This is a genomic window from Streptococcus halichoeri (assembly GCF_009870755.1).
GTDB classification, from domain to species: domain Bacteria; phylum Bacillota; class Bacilli; order Lactobacillales; family Streptococcaceae; genus Streptococcus; species Streptococcus halichoeri.
Genome location: NZ_WLZU01000013.1, coordinates 1 through 16,693 on the forward strand (window position 1 = coordinate 1; position 16,693 = coordinate 16,693).

General features: G+C 43.4%; 17 protein-coding genes, 1 tRNA gene and 1 pseudogene. 1 reads left to right on the plus strand and 18 read right to left on the minus strand.

What is annotated here, in order from left to right; translation table 11 throughout:
* The 4 genes and pseudogenes from GWD08_RS04430 to udp all read right to left on the minus strand — a co-directional run.
* A pseudogene (locus tag GWD08_RS04430) lies at positions 1-128 on the minus strand (phosphopentomutase); the annotation flags it as partial.
* 68 nt (positions 129-196) lie between these two features.
* The gene (gene deoC / locus GWD08_RS04435) at positions 197-868 is read right to left on the minus strand and encodes a deoxyribose-phosphate aldolase (protein WP_159543017.1); all 672 of its coding nucleotides are present in this window, start codon (positions 866-868) and stop codon (positions 197-199) included.
* Between the two features lie 31 nt (positions 869-899).
* Positions 900-2,102 (minus strand): NupC/NupG family nucleoside CNT transporter, encoded by a 1,203-nt coding sequence (locus tag GWD08_RS04440; protein ID WP_159543020.1) that lies wholly within the window; start codon positions 2,100-2,102, stop codon positions 900-902.
* A gap of 20 nt (positions 2,103-2,122) precedes the next feature.
* Positions 2,123-2,902 (minus strand): uridine phosphorylase, encoded by a 780-nt coding sequence (gene udp / locus GWD08_RS04445; RefSeq protein ID WP_159543023.1) that lies wholly within the window; start codon positions 2,900-2,902, stop codon positions 2,123-2,125.
* Positions 2,903-3,064: 162 nt separating this feature from the next.
* Here udp and GWD08_RS04450 point away from each other — a divergent pair, with 162 nt between their 5' ends.
* Positions 3,065-3,811: a GntR family transcriptional regulator gene (locus GWD08_RS04450; RefSeq protein WP_159547738.1), complete on the plus strand. Its 747-nt coding sequence runs from the start codon at positions 3,065-3,067 to the stop codon at positions 3,809-3,811.
* Between the two features lie 433 nt (positions 3,812-4,244).
* Here GWD08_RS04450 and GWD08_RS04455 read toward each other — a convergent pair whose 3' ends face one another.
* From GWD08_RS04455 to cysE, 14 genes are all read right to left on the minus strand, one after another.
* Complete coding sequence (locus GWD08_RS04455) at positions 4,245-5,126, minus strand: class II fructose-bisphosphate aldolase (RefSeq protein ID WP_159543031.1); 882 nt, start codon at positions 5,124-5,126, stop codon at positions 4,245-4,247.
* A 163-nt stretch (positions 5,127-5,289) separates the two neighbouring features.
* Positions 5,290-5,375, minus strand: a tRNA-Leu gene (locus GWD08_RS04460).
* 54 nt (positions 5,376-5,429) lie between these two features.
* A complete protein-coding gene (locus GWD08_RS04465; protein WP_159543034.1) occupies positions 5,430-6,356 on the minus strand; it encodes an alpha/beta hydrolase in 927 nt (308 codons plus the stop codon).
* Between the two features lie 59 nt (positions 6,357-6,415).
* Positions 6,416-7,123, minus strand: coding sequence for an antiholin-like protein LrgB (lrgB, locus tag GWD08_RS04470; protein ID WP_159543037.1), 708 nt, complete (start codon positions 7,121-7,123; stop codon positions 6,416-6,418).
* Between the two features lie 14 nt (positions 7,124-7,137).
* A complete protein-coding gene (gene lrgA, locus GWD08_RS04475) occupies positions 7,138-7,590 on the minus strand; it encodes an antiholin-like murein hydrolase modulator LrgA (protein ID WP_159543040.1) in 453 nt (150 codons plus the stop codon).
* Between the two features lie 132 nt (positions 7,591-7,722).
* A complete protein-coding gene (locus GWD08_RS04480; RefSeq protein WP_159543043.1) occupies positions 7,723-8,451 on the minus strand; it encodes a LytR/AlgR family response regulator transcription factor in 729 nt (242 codons plus the stop codon).
* A complete protein-coding gene (locus tag GWD08_RS04485) occupies positions 8,451-10,208 on the minus strand; it encodes a sensor histidine kinase (RefSeq protein WP_159564444.1) in 1,758 nt (585 codons plus the stop codon). The genes GWD08_RS04480 and GWD08_RS04485 overlap by 1 nt, the downstream gene beginning before the upstream one ends.
* A 70-nt stretch (positions 10,209-10,278) precedes the next feature.
* Complete coding sequence (locus GWD08_RS04490; RefSeq protein ID WP_159543049.1) at positions 10,279-11,883, minus strand: CTP synthase; 1,605 nt, start codon at positions 11,881-11,883, stop codon at positions 10,279-10,281.
* A gap of 276 nt (positions 11,884-12,159) precedes the next feature.
* A complete protein-coding gene (locus GWD08_RS04495; RefSeq protein ID WP_159564446.1) occupies positions 12,160-12,672 on the minus strand; it encodes an NYN domain-containing protein in 513 nt (170 codons plus the stop codon).
* An 11-nt stretch (positions 12,673-12,683) separates the two neighbouring features.
* The gene (gene rlmB / locus GWD08_RS04500) at positions 12,684-13,433 is read right to left on the minus strand and encodes a 23S rRNA (guanosine(2251)-2'-O)-methyltransferase RlmB (RefSeq protein ID WP_159543056.1); all 750 of its coding nucleotides are present in this window, start codon (positions 13,431-13,433) and stop codon (positions 12,684-12,686) included.
* 201 nt (positions 13,434-13,634) lie between these two features.
* Complete coding sequence (locus tag GWD08_RS04505; protein ID WP_159564448.1) at positions 13,635-14,087, minus strand: hypothetical protein; 453 nt, start codon at positions 14,085-14,087, stop codon at positions 13,635-13,637.
* Positions 14,088-14,303: 216 nt separating this feature from the next.
* A complete protein-coding gene (locus GWD08_RS04510; protein ID WP_159564450.1) occupies positions 14,304-14,708 on the minus strand; it encodes a Mini-ribonuclease 3 in 405 nt (134 codons plus the stop codon).
* Entirely contained in the window at positions 14,701-16,044 is a 1,344-nt protein-coding gene (cysS, locus tag GWD08_RS04515) for a cysteine--tRNA ligase (protein WP_159564452.1), read from the minus strand. Before cysS ends, GWD08_RS04510 begins: the two co-directional genes overlap by 8 nt.
* 64 nt (positions 16,045-16,108) lie before the next feature.
* Entirely contained in the window at positions 16,109-16,693 is a 585-nt protein-coding gene (cysE, locus tag GWD08_RS04520; RefSeq protein WP_159543065.1) for a serine O-acetyltransferase, read from the minus strand.

Consider the following 16,693-nt stretch of genomic DNA (forward strand, 5'->3'; position numbering starts at 1 on the left):
GCAATGTGCCCTAAGGTATCTGCCGCACCATCAGGCACACCGGCATTTTGGAAATGATTAGCATCGGGCGCTGCCCCAATTCCTACAGAATCAAGAACTACCAAATGAATACGTTCAAATTTTGACATCATTTATCCTCCACAAATGAAAAATCGGAGATTTTAAACTTATTAATCCTATTTTTCTCTTTATTTTTCTAGTAAGTACCTTCTTGCACCTTTTGATTTTTGACCAATTTAATGATGCGGCTGGTGCCTAGGCGTGCTGCACCCAGCTTAATAAATTGTTCAGCATCTGCTAGTGAAGAAATCCCCCCTGCCGCTTTAATGCGCACATCTTTACCAATGTGCTTTGCCATGATTTCTACAGCATCAAAGGTCGCCCCACCTGTCGAAAAACCGGTAGAAGTCTTAATAAAATCAGCTCCCGCACGTGTTACGACTCCACAGAGTTTAATCAATTCTTCCTCGGTTAATTGGCATATCTCTACAATGACTTTTAAGATATGATCTTGGCAGGCAGCCTTAATATGACGAATCTCTTCTTCAATGCTGTCAAAATTACCATTTTTGACATCGGTTAAATTAATCACCATGTCAATTTCATCGGCACCATTTGCAATCGCATCTTGGCATTCAAATACTTTAGCAGCTGTCGTGCTATAGCCATTTGGAAAACCAATAACGGTACAAATAGCTGTTTTTCCTGCAACATAAGCCGCAGCTTTCTTCACATAAGAAGGCGGGATACAAGCCGAAGCCGTTTGATAGGCAATAGCATCATCCAAAATCGCTTGAATGTCTTCCCATGTTGCTGTTGTTGCTAATAACGTGTGGTCTACCGTTTTTAAAATATCCTGAATGTCCACTTGTAACATCTCCTTTTTATGTTCACAATCCTTAAAATAGGGTCACAATTCCAACAATAAAGGCACTGAGCATGCTAACTGCAATCCCGCCAATCATTGCCCGGAAAACGAGCCGAGCCAGTGTTCCCCGCTTTTCTGGGCAAAGCACGGCAATCCCTGAGACACAAATACCTAAACTAGAAAGATTGGCAAAGCCGCAAAGTGAAATGGTCGCAACGAGAGCTGTTCTATGGTCCAATGTCTTAATGACTTGACCTAAATGTTGAAAAGAAACAAATTCATTTAAAATGAGTTTATTTCCAAGGAGGTTACCTTCTAATAAAATACTCTTGCTATCAAAGCCCATTAAAAAGCCAAATGGTGCAAAGAGATAGGAGAAAATTTGCTCCAGGCGAATACCAAAGCCACTCAAAATCAGATTAATCAAGGAAACGAGACCGACAAAAGCAATCAAGCTTGCCCCAATTGAGAAGGCCATTTGCGCGCCGGTGCTAGCGCCTTCTGCAATAGCATCAATAACATTGGCATTATTGCCTTTATTATCCATTTTAATGTCATCAATTTTTTGCACAGGCTCTGTTTGGGGAAATAAGATCTTAGCAATCAAGATACTACCGATTGGCACCATGGTCGAAGCTATCAAGAGATACTCCATTGGAATCCCTAAAGCAATATAGCCACCAAGGATGGATACAGACATACTCCCCATACCTGACACCAAGACGACCATGATTTCACTATCGGTCATGCGGCCCAGATATTTACTCACTAAAATCGGACTATCGGTCTGACCAAGAAACATATTGGCAACAGCGACAAAGCTTTCAACTTCTGAAGATTTCATGATTTTGCCAACGGCTTTACCAATCCACTTCACCACAAAGCCTAAAATTCCTAAATAATAGAGTAAGCTAACCAAGGCTGATAAGAAAACAATATTTCCCAAGGTCTGGATAGCAAAGATAAAGCCTGTCTTAGCCGTACTATCAGCCAATGAACCAAAAACAAAACTCAAACCTGCTTGTCCACAGTTGATGACTTTGGTGACACCATCTGAAACAAGGCTAACGATTTTTTCTCCCAAAGGTATCCGCACCAAAATGAGTGCAATAATAAATTGAACCAGAAGTGCCTTACCAATTAATGTAAGCGAAACACCCTTACGGTTAAACGAAATACCATAAACAATCCCTAGGACAAGTAAAATACCAAGGACACTGTAAATAAACTGCATGATTCCCTCCCAGGTTGGCCTTATTGAGCTTTATCGTTAGCAATAAGTGTCCGCAAGGCCTCAACAGCCACCTGGATAGCTGCTTCGGTGTCATGTGCCATTGGGTTATCCATACCTAAGCTATTGCGTTCTTGGTTCCCAACCACTAGAAAATCAGAACCACAGCGTACGCCAAGATGGCTTGCTGCAACAAAAAGCGCAGCTGATTCCATTTCGGAGGCCTTGGTGCCTAAACGCTTCCAAGCTTCCCATTTATTTAACAGTTCATAGCTAACCGGCATGCGTTCTGGTTCATGTTGACCATAAAAAGCATCTTTACATTGGACCACACCGGTATGACTTGTGTAACCAAGTTTTTTAGCAGCTCCCACAAGAGCATTGGTCACTTCTAAATCAGCTACCGCTGGAAATTCGATTGGGGCGTACTCCTTACTGGTTCCTTCCATACGGATGGCACCAGTAGCAATCACAATGTCGCCTCCTTTAACATCCAGATCAATCCCTCCACATGTGCCAACACGTACAAAAGTATCCGCTCCACAAAGTTTTAACTCTTCCATGGCAATGGAGGCTGATGGACCACCAATACCTGTTGAAGTGACACTGACTTTTTCCCCATCTAGGGTACCTGTGTAGGTGACATATTCTCGACTATCAGCTACAAGAACGGCATTATCAAAATGCTCCGCAATTTTAGCACAGCGTTTAGGGTCGCCTGGCATAATTACATAACGTCCAACATCTCCTGGACGGATTTGGAGATGGTATTGTAATCCGACTTCACCTGAATAGTTTTGCATGTTAAAGACCTCCTTTTTGTCTTGTCTACTTTATTGATGCACTTGTATAATAACATACATGTTGGAATTTGTAAACGCTTTTATAAAAAAGAAAGCGGTTAATTTTTTTGCTTGCTTTTTTGAAACCATTCCATTAAACTAACTAATAGACAGGAGAGCCCCATGCCTAATAATGCCTTAAATCATAAACTAAAAAAACTAAAACATGTCCAGGTCTACAATAAGATTTTTAAGATGATCCAAGATGGCACCTATTCTCCCGGAATGCAGTTACCTTCTGAGCCAGAATTAGCTGAGCAATTAAACGTTAGTCGGGCTACTCTTCGTAAATCCTTAGCCCTACTACAAGAGGACCATCTAGTGATTAACAAACGTGGAAAGGGAAATTTTATTCGAGAAATTCCTGACAATTTGTCTAAAATCGGCTATGAAAATAGACAACACCCGATCAAAGCTTGTCTAACAGCAGAGATTAAAGAGGTCGAATTGGAATTTCGCATTGAAGTCCCTGCCGATGCTATCCTTGCTTCACTCAAGCAAGAAACACCTGTTGTCGTTATTTCTGACCGTTGGTATCACACTGAGGATGGGCCACGTGCTTATACCCTTTCCTTTATTCCAATCGAAGTCATCTCAAAATACCATATTTCTCTCAACAAGCCTGATCAACTGCTAGATTTTCTGGAGCAGCAGATTTATCAAAGGGAGGTCGCTGATTTTTCCCAGAGCCTCTTTGATTACACCCGCGCAGGGAATTTTTCGGCAACCAAGTACATTTTATCTGAGGATGAGCAGTTTATCCTCATTCAAGAAAATATCTACCAGCAAGAACAATTACTAGTTTGCAACAAGCATTATCTACCTCTGAACCAATTTGAACTTTTTATCCAATCACAATCCATGCCTTAGGCTAGCTGACTGACGTAGCAAGCGGCTCGGTCTCATTGGGCGAATCTAACAATGACTGAGCTTAAGAATGCTGAAGTAAGTTAGTTTCTGGCAGAAGTTTGTGACTGATAGCAACGATTTTTTAACAATGACTGAGCGGTTTGCTGTGGTCATTTTTTGGTGTTTGAGGAGCAAGCCTGGGCAGGCGGCCAAGCTGACCAGCCCAGCTCCTACTATTGTGATTATTGCCTGGGATTAGGTGCAAAGCAAGTGTCGTATAAAAGCACAGAAGAAACAAACAGGCCGCAGTGGGAGGTTCTGCGTCTTTTTTGCTACAAAGCTAATTGTCTGCTACAAAAAAGAGGGATAAGATAAAGCGGCTGCCTATGTTTAGGCACCATAAAAAGGCTTAACAAAACGTTAAACCTTACTTTTTAATTATTGAGCAGTTTGCTTAAGCTTTGTTTGCTGAACCAAAGACATTGATACGTTCTTCAACAGCTTCTTGGATAGCTTTAACACCTGGTGCCAAGAATTTACGTGGGTCAAATAATTTCTTACCATCGTACTCTGCTTCGTTTGCGTCATAGTTACGAGCAAATTCGCGTGTTGCGTTAGAGAACGCGATTTGGCATTCTGTGTTAACGTTAACTTTAGCCACACCAAGTTTGATAGCTGCTTGGATTTGATCATCAGGAATTCCTGATCCACCGTGTAAAACGATTGGGAAGCCTGGCACAGCAGCAGTTAGTTTTTCTAAGTGTTCAAGGTTAAGACCTTCCCAGTTTGCTGGGTATGGACCGTGGATGTTACCAATACCAGCAGCCAAGAAGTCAACACCTGCTGCTACCATTGCTTTAGCGTCTTCGATTGGTGCAAGTTCACCAGCACCGATGATTCCGTCTTCTTCGCCACCGATGGTACCCACTTCAGCTTCGACAGAAATACCTTTAGCATGTGCTTTTTCAACAACTTGGCGTGCTTTTTCAAGGTTTTCTTCAAGTGGAAGATGAGAACCATCAAACATAACTGAAGTGTAACCAACTTCGATACATTCTAAAGCGTCATCGTAGTGTCCATGGTCAAGGTGAATAGCTACAGGAACTGTAATGCCCATTGATTCCACTAATGATTCAATCAACACTTTACAGACTTTGTAACCACCCATGTATTTCGCAGCACCCATTGATGTTTGGATAAGAATTGGAGCTTTTTTAGCTTCTGCCGCACGTAAGATAGCTTGCGTCCATTCTAAGTTATTTGTGTTAAATCCACCCACAGCGTAGCCGTTTTCACGAGCTGCTTGAACAAATTTTTCTGCTGAAACGATTGCCATTTATTAGGCCTCCTCTTATTTTTCGGGTTATTCCCGTTTACATTGTTCATTCTAGCACAATTAAGGAAAAAATTCTAGCCCTTGGCTATGATAAAGCGTTTTCCAACTGCTTTAGTCGGTAGCTTTGAGAGCAAAAAAAATGAGCCCTTAGGCTCATCACTGATGCGGAGAGTGGGACTTGAACCCACACGATCTAAAGCGATCACAGGATCCTTAGTCCTGCGCGTCTGCCAATTCCGCCATCCCCGCTACTCAGTAGCAACATAAAATATTATAGCAAGTAGCAGGGGGACTTGTCAAGAGTTATTGGTGATATTTCTGTAAAAATCTTGCAATCTGTTCTTCATAGGCAGAAGGATTGGTCTTATAGGATTGAGCATGCTTGGCACCCTTAACCAGATACAGAGCTTTAGGGCCTTTGGTGGCATGGTAATTGTCATAGACCATCGCGGTTGGTACAAACTTATCCTGGTCACCATGAATAAACAGAACAGGGCGTTTATTTTTTTGCAGCTGCTTGATGGCGCTGGCTTCTTGGTAAGAAAAACCGGCTTTTAACTTAGATAGAGCTGAAACTTGATAGAGAATAGGAAAAGCAGGGAGGTTATACATGGCTTTTGCTTGGTATTTCAACTCTGCCCAAACACTGCTATAGCCACAATCTTCAATGATGCTAGAAACCTGATGAGGCACCTCTTCACCACTGGCCATCATGACGGTTGCTGCGCCCATTGATAAACCAAACCAGGTCATATCAGTCTTTGGATTTTCCGCAAGAAGGATCTGGGTCCATTTGATCAGGTTGAGGCGATCTTGCCAGCCATAACCAATAATCTGCCCTTGGCTTTCCCCATGGGCTTGATTATCCGGCATCAGAACATTATAGCCTAGGTTGTGAAACAACATGGCATAAGGCTTCATATTGGCTTTGCTATTGGCGAAGCCATGAACCACTATTGCCGTCTTATCTGATGGTTTTGCGGCAGGCAGGTACCAAGCCACCTGTTTGATGTTGGCGCGCGTCATCGTTTTCTTTTGAACGGTTAAGCGATCAAAAGCTTGTTCTGAGGCATACAAGGGATCAGAGGGCTTGCGTTTGCCATTGTCAATAAAGCTTTTTTCTGCTCTTACTTGGGCGACGTGAAAAAAATAAAAGCTAGCGCCCACACTGACAAGGGTTAAGGCGAGTAAAAGAAGGCCTAAGTACTTTGATAATCGAACTATTTTCATACTAACTAGTTTACCTTATTTTTCGCAAAAAGGAAAGGCTTTACCTCTCCTTTGTTTTTTTATAAGAGTGCACTACTCATAATCGGCACCACTACGGTAACAATAACCCCAACAATAACTAAGGCAATTGACCCCATGGATTCTTCCACTTGGCCAAAATCTTTTGCTGCTGAAACGCCAAGGGCATGTCCGGCAGTTCCTAAGGCTAGGCCACGGGCAATCGGGTCGTCAATCTTAAACCAGCGAATAAAAGGTTTGGCTAGCGCATAGATGATGACACCATTTAAAATACATGCTAAAGAAGTTAATTCTGGTGAGCCACCCAAGGCCTTAGAAGTCGGCATAGCTATTGCTGTAGTGGCAGCTTGAGGCAGCATCGAAGCAGTGATAACCTTGCCTAACTGAAGGAGACTAGCAATCAGATAAATACCATAGACGGCTACAATACTACCTAGTGCAATACCGCCTAAGATATGCACCCAGTATTTTTTTAAAACCTCGCGTTTACGGTAAAGGGGAATTGCAAAGCAGATCGTAGCAGGTTCTAAAAAGAAGCTAATAATTTGCCCGCCTTTGTTGTAAGTAGCAAAGCTTAGGCCAGTGGCCTTTAGAGTCAAAATACCAAGCACCATCGCCACAAATAAGGGTGCAAATAAGAAGAAGCCATTTGTTTTCTTAAATAAAATTTGACCGAGATAAAAGGTTCCAATTGACAGGAGGACACCAAACATCGGTGTGGTTTTTAATAATTCCATAAAGGCTGACATTATCTTTCTCCTTACTATTTAGCATAAACATGTTGATGAGCTGCTTTTTTTGATTTTCCATAATGCTGGTGCTTAGACACATAGCTGAGTGCGGTTTTTCCAACTGCTTTAGGATTAAAGCGCAGCAATAGTTGGGTCATCCAACCTGTAGCAACCAAAAGGAGCAAGGTGGAGAGGAAAATCAAGAGTAAGTTCAGTACAAAATGAGCGTGGAGCAGGCCTAGCGAATTAATGACTGAGACACCTGCTGGTACGAAAAACAAGCCAATATTATCTACTAATAAATCACCAACCCTTTCGACCTGTTCTAATTTTAAAACGTTGGTACAAAGGGCTACAAAGAGCAAGACCAAACCAATAACTGAGGCTGGCATAATAAAAGGAAGCAAGGATTCAATCCATTTTGATAAGAGAACAATACCGCCAATAACAACACTTTGATACATGATGGAATAGGTTTTTTTCATTGTTGCCAACTCCTTTTTAAACGTTTTCTTGATGGTTTTAGTATAGTAAAAAAAGAGCTGGAAAAGCTCTTTTTGGAGTAAAACGCTTACTTTTGAGTACAAAATGCTTTTTTTCTGGCATGAAATGCTTTTTTACAGCCCCAACTGCTGCTTAAAGCTTTTTAAGTAGGAGCGACTAACGGGGACCTTACCACCGTCTGACATGGTTACCTGATAAGTCTGATTAAACCAAGGCTGGATTTCTTTAATATGATCTTGATTGATGATATAAGAGCGATGCACCTTTAAAAAACAAGGCACATCAAGATGGCGCTCTAAGGCCGACAAACTCATTTGTGTTTCATAGGAAGCTTGATTAGTATGAACTGTAGTGACTTTCCCTTGGACTTCACAATAAAGTATCTCAGCAAAAGGCAGCAAATAAATGCGTTCGTCCGTCTCTACTGTCAGCCGCTCATTTGCTAATACTCTTGTAGGCGTTTGCTTAGCAACTTGTTTACCTGCTAGCGCTGCTTGGGCCTTGGTCATGGCTTTTTTAACGCGGTCTTGCTCAAAGGGTTTTAGTAAATAATCCAGCGCATTGAGCTCAAAAGCCTCAAGGGCGTGGTCATCATAAGCTGTTGCAAAAATAATCAGCGGCGGCTGAGACACCTTGTTGATCGTCTTAGCAAGATCCAAACCACTCTCATCTGTCAAGTGAATATCCAAAAAGAGCAGATCAGGTGATTGCGTCAAAATCAGTTGTAAGGCTTCTTCGATGGATTCGCCTTCAAAAATGGCATCAGCTATTTGGGTTTGTTGAATCAGGTAGGCCAATTCCATCCGAGCTAGCGGCTCATCATCAATAATTGCAACTTTCATTAGCTTTCCTCTTTCTGATAATTGAGTGGTAGGGTAATTTGGCATTCTGTGCCTTGCTGATTAGAATACACCACAAAATGAGCCTGCTCGCCAAATAAATTCTCCAAACGCCGATTAAGATTTTCTAAAGCAGAGCCGGTTCCCCGAGCAGAAGGGACCACTTGATGGCCAATTTTTGCAAGCAACTCTTCTGCTATGCCTTGACCATTGTCTTTGACCATTATCTTGATGCTGTCGCATTCATTGCTTAGTTTTACTAGCACATGGTTATCAGTCTTACGCCCAGCAAAAGCATGCTTTAAGGCATTTTCCACCAATATCTGAATGATAAAAGGTGGGATTAAGGCGCTGTTTAGCTCCTTGCTTTCCACCTCAATAGCCACCTGATAGCGGTCGGGAAAACGGGCCTGCTCAATAGTCAAATAAGCCTTGAGATGGTTTAGCTCTTCTTCTACCGTAATCAGGTTTTGTCTTGTGCTAGTCAGGTTGGAGCGAAAATAATTGCCTAATTGCAACAATAAATAGCGGGCTTTTTCACTGTCAAAACGCATCAAAGCAGAGATAGTATTGATGGCATTAAAGAGAAAGTGGGGATTAACTTGTGCCTGTAAGGACTTGATTTCGGCGTCTTTTAGCAAGCCCTGCTCCACTGCCAATTGACCTAGTTCTAGCTGAGTTGAAAAAATATCACCCAGACCTTTGGCGAGCTGCTCTTCGACATAGGTCAATTGCTGCGCATCGGTAAAATAGAGCTTGAAGGTGCCGGCCACCTGGCCTTTGACATACAAGGGCACGACAATGGCGGCTGCCAAAGGACAGTTGGGGTAATGACAGCCAATTTCTGATTTGTGACGAGCAACATGAATCGCCCCTGTTTCAATCACTTCCTTGGAAAGATCGGTAATGATTTCTTTAGCCGGAATATGATGGTCACTTGCGGCCCCCACATGCGCAAGAATGGACTTGCGGTTGGTCACACTGACCGCTGAAACCCGCATAAAACGTTGTATCTCTTTGGCTACTTGATGAGCCGAATCTGGCGTTAAGCCTTGGCGAAAATAGGGCAGGGTTTTATTAGCCAATTCCAAAACATCATGTGTTTGGATAGCTTTAGTGCTTTCTTCTTGCTTTAAAGTACCAAGGATAATCGATAAGAAAATCCCTGTTCCTAATGCATTGACAAACACCATAGGAAAGGCAATAGTCTGAATCAAGGCCAGGGCCTGCCTTTTGTCTGGAAGAAAAACAAAGATACACAGCATTTGGACAATTTCCATCAAGGCCCCACACAGGCTCCCTTGCCAGACGGGCGGATAGCTTTTTTTTCGTAAGCTGATTCTCCCTGCTAAGCCTGAGAGTAGCCCGATTAATAGGGAAGAAATAAAGTAGGTGTAGGGTGCTGTCCCTCCTTGGAGCCATCTGATTGTCCCAGAAATCAAGCCGACAAAAAAACCAACAAAGGGGCCACCAATCAGACCAGACATACCAATCGTCAGGGCTCGGGTATTGGCAATTGAGGTGTGTGACGCCAGGTTAACGACACCACCATTGCTGATTTCAAAGGGAGCTGGTACGAGAACACCGGTGAAATTACTGATAATGGCAAAGAGACTAAAGGTAATGATGAGAACCCAGCGCACCTTTGGGGAGGTGCGATCATACATCATTTTCTTATAAAAAGGGCTAATCATTAAGAGATTAGCCAGTAAGATGATTAAACCTACTCGTTCGAGTAAGGGGAGTAATAATGCAATCATAGCCTAACCTTTCTCCTTCATTATAGCACTAGTGATGAGAAAGCAGCAAGCCAAGCAAGGTGCAAGGTGTTTAGGCTTGATTTTCAACTGCCGCTGTGACAAAGGCGGTGTAGAGCTCTTCTGCGCGATTAGGACGTGATTGTAATTCAGGGTGATATTGAGCCGCCACAAAGAATTTTTTATCAGAGAGCTCAACGACTTCCATCAAGCGGTTATCTGGTGAAACACCTGAAAAAACAAAGCCGGCAGCTTCAAATTGCTCACGGTATTTGGTGTTAAATTCGTAACGGTGGCGGTGACGCCGTTGCACGACCTCTTGGTGGTGATAGGCTGCAGCGGCTTTTGATCCGGCCTTTAATTTACAGGGGTAAAGACCAAGGCGCAGCGTGCCGCCCATATCTTCAATATCAATCTGATCCCGCATAATATCAATAATCGGATAGGGCGTGTTAGGCTCAAGCTCGGCTGAGTTGGCCCCTTTGAGATGGAGGACATTGCGCGCAAATTCGACACAGGTTAATTGCATGCCTAAGCAGATGCCAAGCATCGGCACGTCATTTTCGCGTGCATAACGGATAGCTTCAATCTTGCCTTCTGTTCCGCGCTGGCCAAAGCCGCCGGGCACAATAATCCCATCTGCGTCACCTACCAGCTCGGCAATATTATCAGACGTGACTTCAGCGGCATTGACCCAGTTCAGATCAATCGCGACATCATTCACATAACCTGAATGCTTGAGCGCCTCCACTACCGAGAGGTAAGCATCTGGCAATTCGACATATTTACCAACTAAGGCAATCTTGACTTTTTTCTCAAGGTTCATGACCTTGTTAACCATGGCTGACCATTCTGTCATATCTGCTTTTGGAGCGTTAATCTTTAAATGATCACAAACGATTTGGTCCATGTTTTGGGCTTGCATGTTAAGGGGGATTTGATAGATATGGTCAACATCCAATGATTCAATAACAGCCTCTGGAGCAACGTCACAAAACTGAGCCAGTTTATTTTTAATCCCTTGACCGGCTGGTTGCTCTGTGCGGATGACCAACATATTGGGTTGAATACCAAGGCCACGTAATTCTTTAACCGAATGTTGCGTTGGCTTGGTTTTCATTTCTCCTGCTGCTTTTAAATAAGGGAGTAAGGTTGTATGAATGTACATGACATTGTCAGAACCGACATCAGCCTTCATTTGGCGCAAAGCCTCTAGGAATGGCAAGGACTCAATATCACCTACTGTTCCCCCAACTTCGGTAATAATCACGTCTGAATCAGTGGTTGTGGCTGCTCGCTTAATTTTTTCTTTTAAAGCATCCGTAATATGAGGGATGACTTGGACTGTGGCACCTAGGTATTCACCTTTACGCTCTTTGCGTAAGACCTCGCTATAGATTTTCCCAGTTGTAACATTGGAATATTTGTTTAGGTTAATATCAATAAAACGTTCATAGTGACCTAAATCAAGATCAGTCTCAGCGCCATCATCTGTCACATAGACTTCCCCATGCTGGTAAGGACTCATTGTCCCAGGATCAATATTAATATAGGGATCGAATTTTTGGATAGTTACTTTTAATCCACGATTTTTCAATAAACGACCAAGGCTAGCAGCCACAATTCCTTTACCGATGGATGAAACAACACCACCAGTTACAAAAATATATTTTGTCATCAAATCTCCTCTACTTACCAGCTATCAACCGGTAATTTTCCTAAATTAAAAAATCGTCATTTGCCTTTTGAGAAAGGGGAGACTCCCATGATAAGAACTTATCTCAACAAATGGATGATTTCAACCTCTAAAATAAAAATAGCTCCCTATTACTAGGGAGCCTTTGACCTCTTAAAGAGGTGCCCGAATAATAATATAAACTATCTTGTGTTATTTGTCAAATGATTAATGGAAAAAAGCTAGGGCTAGCGCTCTGATAGCTAGCCTGCTTTACCATCACAGTTTCGTTAACAAATCCTGTAATTTGGATAATTGTCCGTCATCCCAGGGACCGAGCTTGGGCTTTTTCGCATCTATAGAAGCAGACATGGTATCTAAGTCTGACTTGACAGTATTAACACGCCGTTCCAATTCACGCGCTGACACGCGCAGAGCGCCCTGTGAGAAAATAGTCCACTGTTCATTGAGATCACTAGTTGCCACCTCAACCAATGTTAGAGCGGTATTTAGTTCAGCTGCGGTACGCTCGATATAGCTATCAGCTGTTTCGTCTTCTTCTGTAAAGACCACAGAAATCATGTACTGGTCATAGCGCTGCCGCACCCCGGGCACAAATTGGGCATCAAAGACACAGATAATTTCTATGTTTTCGAAATGCGCATAGTTGTTTAGCTTGTTCAGCAAGACTGTTCTGGCCTGATCCAGTTCGTTGGTTTTAAATAAAAGGCGGGTTTCCTGCCAAAAGGCAATCATATTGTAACCATCAACCAGTAAGAGACGTTTTTTCATTGGCGATTCTCCTAAAGCTTATGACGAAAAACCTCATACATGAGAATAGCTGCCGCAACACTGGCATTTAAACTTTGCACATGGCCTTGCATGGGAATGGTAATCATTTCATCAACCTGTTTTTTGAGATTGTGAGAAAGTCCCTTACCTTCGTTGCCAATAATCAGTGCTAGCTTTCCTGCCGTCTGCCATTGATGTGCTGGTGTCCCCTGCATATCTGTCCCAAAAATCCAAAACCCCTGTGCTTTTAAGAGCTCGATGGTCTGACTGAGGTTGGTCACACGGACAATCGGCACGTGCTCTACTGCTCCAGTTGAGGTTTTAGCAACCACTGGCGTAACACCAACAGCGCGATGCTTGGGGATAATCAAGCCACAAACTTGGGTGGCATCAGCTGTCCGCAAAATCGAGCCGAGATTATGCGGATCGGTAATGCCATCAAGGATTAAAATAAGCGGGTTTGGTTCTTTTTCTGCTTTGGCTAATAAATGCTTTAGCTCAGCATAAGCAAAAGCTGACACGCGCAGTACAAAACCTTGGTGCACAGCTCCTTGGGTCATTTCGGACAGGGTTTTTTTAGGCGTCCAAGCAATGGAGACTTTCTTTTGGGCGGCAAGGGCCTTGATTTTATCAACATTTTTACCCCGTAGGTCTGCTTGAATATAGAGCTTATTGCCAGTATTAGCCGCTAGGCTTTCGCTAACAGCGTGCACACCGTAGACAATATCATCATGGGTTTCAGTCACTTCTTTTGTTTTCATATCTTCTATTATACCATGATTCTAAGTAAAAGCTTGACTAGAGTGGGCGAAAAAAGCAAAAGGATGCGATGACACAAGTTAGTCAGGTGCCAACTTGTTTGATCACATCCCAAGCTAGGTTAGGGCTGTAGATTAGGTCATAGGCTAAAGCCACAGATTAGGGCCAGGGCCGTTGGTAGTTAGTTAGGGTAAAAGCAAAGCCTAGGCTTGTCGCGAGTCCTCGTGTCCTGAATAATGGAAAAGCTGGCTTTGTTGGGTTAGATGTCCTAGGGCATCCGTATGCGTCACGTGAATAGCGTACGTACCAGCACTATAACCGTTTAGGTCAAACCAAGCTGACATTTGGTTAATGGCTGGTGCTAACTCAAAGGGAATCCGAGCAAGGACGTGCCCGGCCTGATCTTGCAGGGCTATCTCTAACTTTCCGCCTTTGGTTAATGGCGGTGCTAGTTGAAGCGTCGTATCCACAATGGTTTGGTTGGGGCGCATCTGGGCCTGTACTTGCAGCGCTTTGGTTGTGATGACTGGGCTAGGATTTGTTGAGGCAAAAGGCACACTGGCTTCTTGTGCTTGTGCTAGTGGGGCAGTACTTAATAACAAAATTCCGGCTACCACTGCTGTGCTTAGAGTTGCTAATCTATTTGCTGCTTTCATGCTTTTCCTCCTTAGTAAAAGTTTCTACACCTTCATTGTAAAGTTTTGATTTAAAAAAGCAAGTTTTAAGGTTAATGACTAGCACCATTTTTAGTAAGGGGCAAAGACCAAAGCAGACTAAAAAAGCTTGGGATCTTTACCCAAGCCTTAATTACTTATCTGGAGTGAGGCACGTGCCAGAGCCCTTAGACCTAATCGTTTGACACCACCTTCACATCACTTTTTGTTTTTTTGTTCAACATAATTGATGCACCAAGCAATCAATTCTTCTAGGCGCTGCTTTTGGTCTGTCATATCCAGATAACCCATCACGGCCTCAAAGCCAGTGGACATTCGGTAGGTGATGACATCGGCATTTTTGGCCTTGGTATGGCTCTTGGTATTGCGGCCGCGTTTGTAGTAGGCTATCTCTTCTTCGGTCAGCAGGCCTTGATCCAACATCGCCTGAATCAGCTGGGCTTGAGCCCTGGCTGAAACATATCTGGTTGATCTGTGATGCAGCTGGCTGGGTTTGGTTTGCCCTTGAAAAATCAAGTGACGCCTAATGTAGTAAGAGTAAACAGCGTCGCCTTCAAAAGCTAGGGCAATACCATTAATAAGTCTGACATCCACACTAGTCACGGCTCCACCTCACGCCGTCCTTAGTATCTAGTAATCTAATGCCTTGCGCAGCTAAGTGGTCGCGAATCTGGTCAGCACGTGCAAAGTCTTTTTGCTCTCTGGCTGCTTGGCGCTCAGCGATTAAGGCCTCAACCCTCGCATCAAGCTCTTCTTCTTGAAAAGCAATCCCAAAAACGGCTAGCATTTTTTCCAGTTCCTTTTTGGCATTGGCGGTATAGTGACCCGAATTAATCCACTTAGCAAAGTCATAAATAACAGTAATGCCATTTGGCGCATTGAAATCCTCGTCCATCGCCGCCCTAAACTCAAAAATGAATTCTTCAATCTCTCCTTGAGGGGCATGTCCTGTGAAGGGCTGTTGCACCGTATTTTTAAGGTATTTGAGATTAATCTGCGCATCATGAAGAGCTTTGTCTGTAAAATTAATAGGCTTGCGGTAATGTTGGGTCGCCAAAAAGAAGCGCAATACCTGGCCATCCACTGTTTTGAGCAAATCATGCACCGTAATGAAGTTGCCAAGTGACTTGGACATTTTTTCATTGTCCACATTGACAAAGCCATTATGCATCCAGTAATTGGCAAAAGGTTGACCAGTCTTTGCTTCAGATTGGGCAATTTCATTGGTATGATGAGGAAACTCTAAATCCGCCCCACCGCCATGAATGTCGATCGTAGCACCCAGAATTTCTGTAGCCATGACCGAGCATTCAATATGCCAACCCGGCCGACCAAAGCCCCAGGGACTATCCCACGAAACCTCACCAGGCTTAGCGGCCTTCCACAGAGCAAAATCCAGCGGATCTTCTTTCAAGGCCGTCTCGCTATCTATGCGGCCACTAGCACCCACCTCTAAATCTTCTAGGGTTTTATTGGCTAAGCGACCATAGTTGGGCGATTTGCGAACACGAAAATACACATCACCTTGAGCCTCATAGGCAAAGCCTTTTGCCACTAGCTCCTCGATGAAAGCAATAATTTCCGCCATATAATCCATAACCCGAGGGTGCTTGGTAGCTGGTTTTATTCCTAATTGCTTGGTATCTTCGATAAAAGCAGCAATAAATCGATCAGACAGTTTCTTAGGAGAAATGCCTGCTTTGGCTGCTGCCTTGATAATCTTGTCATCAACGTCTGTAAAGTTTGACACATAGTTTACATTGAATCCCGTGTATTCAAAGTAACGGCGAATCGTATCAAAAGCCACAGCCGATCGCGCATTGCCAATATGGATGTAGTTGTAAACCGTAGGGCCACAGATATACATCGTGACAAGATTTTCATTGATGGGAACAAAGTCCTTTAATGTGCGTGTCAGTGTATCATAAATTTTAATCATTTATTTGTCCTGTCTCGTCCAAAGAATCATTACTGATTTGTTCAAATAGCATTTTCACCTATTTTTATTTTTTTAATGCAGAATAGGCCGCCTCGCGGTGCTGCTGCAAGTCCTGAATCACCTGCTCATCTTTTTTCCCATGCACGCGAACAATTTTAGCTGGAACACCAACTACTGTTACGTCCTCTGGTACATCGCTTAAAACGACAGCTGCTGCTCCAACCTTGGCCTTAGCACCAATTTCAATTGGTCCAATGATTTGCGCATGGGCTGAAATCAAGGCACCTTGGCGAACTGTTGGATGGCGCTTACCAACATCCTTTCCTGTACCACCAAGGGTGACACCGTGGTAGAGCATGGCGCCTTTTTCAACAATTGCAGTTTCGCCAACCACTAGGCCCGCCCCGTGATCAATGAAGACTCCAGGGGCAATTTGTGCACCCGGGTGAATTTCAATATTGGTCCAAAAACGCCAAAATTGGCTATGCATGCGTGCTAGTAACTTAAAATGATGTTGCCAAAGAAAATGTGATAAGCGGTGGGCGGCCAGGGCCTTAATCCCTGGATAAGTTAAAATCACTTCAAGTGATGAACGCGCCGCTGGATCTTGTTCCTTGACAATTGCGATACTATCTTTCCACCAACCCAT

What these genes read in the sequence shown, in the direction of transcription:
- lrgB (WP_159543037.1), bottom strand. Translation starts at nt 7,123, where the DNA reads ATGTCAGCCTTTATGGAATTATTAAAAACCACACCGATGTTTGGTGTC.
- cysS (WP_159564452.1), bottom strand. Translation starts at nt 16,044, where the DNA reads ATGATTAAAATTTATGATACACTGACACGCACATTAAAGGACTTTGTT.
- GWD08_RS04455 (WP_159543031.1), bottom strand. Translation starts at nt 5,126, where the DNA reads ATGGCAATCGTTTCAGCAGAAAAATTTGTTCAAGCAGCTCGTGAAAAC.
- GWD08_RS04495 (WP_159564446.1), bottom strand. Translation starts at nt 12,672, where the DNA reads ATGAAAAAACGTCTCTTACTGGTTGATGGTTACAATATGATTGCCTTT.
- cysE (WP_159543065.1), bottom strand. Translation starts at nt 16,693, where the DNA reads ATGGGTTGGTGGAAAGATAGTATCGCAATTGTCAAGGAACAAGATCCA.
- GWD08_RS04480 (WP_159543043.1), bottom strand. Translation starts at nt 8,451, where the DNA reads ATGAAAGTTGCAATTATTGATGATGAGCCGCTAGCTCGGATGGAATTG.
- GWD08_RS04440 (WP_159543020.1), bottom strand. Translation starts at nt 2,102, where the DNA reads ATGCAGTTTATTTACAGTGTCCTTGGTATTTTACTTGTCCTAGGGATT.
- GWD08_RS04465 (WP_159543034.1), bottom strand. Translation starts at nt 6,356, where the DNA reads ATGAAAATAGTTCGATTATCAAAGTACTTAGGCCTTCTTTTACTCGCC.
- GWD08_RS04485 (WP_159564444.1), bottom strand. Translation starts at nt 10,208, where the DNA reads ATGATTGCATTATTACTCCCCTTACTCGAACGAGTAGGTTTAATCATC.
- lrgA (WP_159543040.1), bottom strand. Translation starts at nt 7,590, where the DNA reads ATGAAAAAAACCTATTCCATCATGTATCAAAGTGTTGTTATTGGCGGT.
- GWD08_RS04490 (WP_159543049.1), bottom strand. Translation starts at nt 11,883, where the DNA reads ATGACAAAATATATTTTTGTAACTGGTGGTGTTGTTTCATCCATCGGT.
- udp (WP_159543023.1), bottom strand. Translation starts at nt 2,902, where the DNA reads ATGCAAAACTATTCAGGTGAAGTCGGATTACAATACCATCTCCAAATC.
- GWD08_RS04505 (WP_159564448.1), bottom strand. Translation starts at nt 14,087, where the DNA reads ATGAAAGCAGCAAATAGATTAGCAACTCTAAGCACAGCAGTGGTAGCC.
- rlmB (WP_159543056.1), bottom strand. Translation starts at nt 13,433, where the DNA reads ATGAAAACAAAAGAAGTGACTGAAACCCATGATGATATTGTCTACGGT.
- GWD08_RS04450 (WP_159547738.1), top strand. Translation starts at nt 3,065, where the DNA reads ATGCCTAATAATGCCTTAAATCATAAACTAAAAAAACTAAAACATGTC.